At 35.6% G+C, this 2570-nt stretch carries 4 protein-coding genes; all 4 read right to left on the bottom strand.

Annotation, left to right across the window (positions count from 1 at the left end; genetic code table 11):
• Positions 1 to 126: 126 nt before the first annotated feature.
• Positions 127 to 561, bottom strand: a complete 435-nt coding sequence (locus tag HMPREF2574_RS07020) for a DUF1492 domain-containing protein (protein WP_070812366.1) — start codon at positions 559 to 561, stop codon at positions 127 to 129.
• A gap of 358 nt (positions 562 to 919) precedes the next feature.
• Positions 920 to 1306: a hypothetical protein gene (locus tag HMPREF2574_RS07015; protein ID WP_070812365.1), complete on the bottom strand. Its 387-nt coding sequence runs from the start codon at positions 1304 to 1306 to the stop codon at positions 920 to 922.
• A gap of 302 nt (positions 1307 to 1608) precedes the next feature.
• Positions 1609 to 2127 (bottom strand): RuvC family protein, encoded by a 519-nt coding sequence (locus HMPREF2574_RS07005; RefSeq protein ID WP_070812363.1) that lies wholly within the window; start codon positions 2125 to 2127, stop codon positions 1609 to 1611.
• A 74-nt stretch (positions 2128 to 2201) separates the two neighbouring features.
• Positions 2202 to 2570, bottom strand: a 369-nt coding sequence (locus HMPREF2574_RS07000) for a DNA cytosine methyltransferase (RefSeq protein ID WP_180363989.1), incomplete at its 5' end; no start/stop codon positions are given.

Raw genomic sequence — 2570 nt, 5'->3', positions numbered from 1 at the left:
TCAATTTTCCATCACCTCCTGACAACTAAAAAGACACTGCACAATGTACAGCACCTCTTTATTTCTTGATAATACTATATTAGCACGATTGTTAGACCAGTGCGCTTCAACCTAGTTCACATTAGTTCACATTAGTTCGCTTTTATCAACTACAACACCCAATTCACGGATTGCATCTTTCTTCTTTTTGTAAAAAGTGGTCTTGCTGCATTGTAAAAATTCAATCATATCATACACGTTTGCTTTCTGAATATACACCATCCTTAAAATTGTTCGACTTGCAGGCTTAGGCATTTTATCAATCAATTTACTGAGTTCAATTCTACGTTCTATCGCTTCAGCAGTTGCTTTCTTCATATACTCTTTTAAAGAATCGTGCATGCTAATGATATCTACATACCGTTCATCAATCTTTTGTTGTTGCCCACCGCTAACCTTGTTTGCTTTTATTTTCGGACTAGACAGTAAACTGGCTTCAAGATTGGCGAGTTCATCTATTCTGTTTTGAATTTCTTCATCTAGACATTGTAGTTCATCAAGTAACTCCTTTGCTTTGTTCACTCTCTGTCTCCTTTTTATGTTATAATAGTGTTGTGAAATTTATAACTAAGGGGTCGAGTGTGCGCTCGGCTTTTTTTACTTTTCGTGAATCGTCATGTATGGTTCACTTATTTTTACACGGCCGCATTTTTTGCACTCTACATAACCAAGTGGCCAACGACCATGTATCTTAACGTAATAATGCTTACAGAAAAAACGCTTTGTGTTCGTTATAATTCTTTCAAATAATGATTTCAATTCATATTTTATTCGGTCTAAAAAATCAAACATAGCCTTATTACCTTTTTTATTTACTTAATTTTGGATCAATAGGAATAACCATATCAGGATTAAAATACATAGGCGCTCTATTTTCTTTTTAGTCATCCCTTACCTCATAAACATCACCGATTTTTATATTTTCCCACTCTGATTTTTTTAATGAAAAAGTTTCTTTTATTTCCTTTTTATCAATTTTACCTTTTATTTTTATCAAATACTTTTCGGGATAGAATACTGGTACCATAACTTTTCCCGTATAGATATATGCAACGTATGAGTGGTCTATGTATTTATCAATCACAATACCTTTATCCAACTTATGGCATCCAGATAATGATATTAACATCAAAAATAAAACAACTGCCTTTAAGCATTTATGTGAGTCATCGCTTACATCGCCTTTTGAACTATTCAATTTATTATCAATAATCCATTGCACCTCTGATAAGTCTGCCTGCTCAATATCATCATATTTCTTTTCCATCTGTGCCACCTTTCAAAATCCTTTCTAATCTATCAAACTCTTTTTGAGAAAGAGGTACATTACGCTCTCCATTTGGAAATGGGGTTTTAAACTCTATTTGGTTAAATCCATAGGATAACCTTGCAATATCATTGGCTGGGACTTAGATAAAGTATTTTTTTGACACGCGCCAATTACATTGATGTTTTCGTACACATTCTTCCTTGTCTTAGAATCCAATTGATTCTGATATTTATCTCTCGCCTCTGTCCATAGCTTGCGTGCACTTTCTTTTGTGTATGGTATTTTAGTCATGTTCTACCTCAATTACTATGATGCTCTAATTTCCCTGATTCTAGTCCGCCATTAACAAAGTACGAACCGATCAGAATGGCATCTGCTTCATCATCTTTGACAGTCTTATTAAACTCTCGCTCGACAGTCTCGATAGATTGTTTTTTCATTGACTTCTTGCTGCGGTCTTTGTAGCTAAACTTCCAATGTTTCCGCCACGTTGACACGTTTACAAAGTAAACCTCATCTGCAACTAATCTACTTAAAATCATTCCTGTTACAATCCCTATGCTCATCATAGATTGTTGATTCGGGCCCATAACGTTATTTTTTTCAATCACAATATAATCAAATGGCTTTTTGTAAGATTCTATAGCTCGTAGCTGAATCATCTTTAACTCATTAGTCATCAAGCGCCCACGTTCGTAGAATGTTTTTGATTTTGATTTTGGCTTTATTGCCCCGCTCTGGACAAGGGTTGAGCCGTTGAATACAGCCCAACCAGTCACAGACGTAGAAGCGTCTAGTGATAATGTTAGATTACTCATTCTAGCTCACCTCTATTTCAAGACTGATAGTTGTATTCGGTATATCTATTTTGTTTTGCATTTGTTTTCTCCTTTTATTTCAACTCCGTTGCTATTGCTTCGATCACATTGACTGTGACTGAGTTACCTGCTTGTTTATATAGCTGGCTGTTTGAATTGACCTCTTGCGCCTTATCAAAAGCCCAATCTGGAAAACCTTGCAGTCGCCAACATTCTTTTGGAGTTAACTTGCGAATGCGGAAACCATCTGATATACCAAAAGTACCTGCTTTCGTGTTTCCTTGGTGACCGCTTGCCGTCAATGTCCCGACTATCTCCTTTTTGGACTTGTTATAAAAATCATAAATTTTTACATGATTATTCTCTTGATAGCTATTGTTGGATAAGGTAGGTGCTATGCTGTGCTGACCACCTTTATTAAATCCCCTTGCCTTTTGAATAAT

Source organism: Streptococcus sp. HMSC034E12, from assembly GCF_001835915.1.
Taxonomy (GTDB): domain Bacteria; phylum Bacillota; class Bacilli; order Lactobacillales; family Streptococcaceae; genus Streptococcus; species Streptococcus vaginalis.
Note: the sequence above shows the minus strand (reverse complement) of the source record. Positions and strands in the feature narration are given on the sequence as shown.

What these genes read in the sequence shown, in the direction of transcription:
- HMPREF2574_RS07015 (WP_070812365.1), bottom strand. Translation starts at nt 1,306, where the DNA reads ATGGAAAAGAAATATGATGATATTGAGCAGGCAGACTTATCAGAGGTG.
- HMPREF2574_RS07005 (WP_070812363.1), bottom strand. Translation starts at nt 2,127, where the DNA reads ATGAGTAATCTAACATTATCACTAGACGCTTCTACGTCTGTGACTGGT.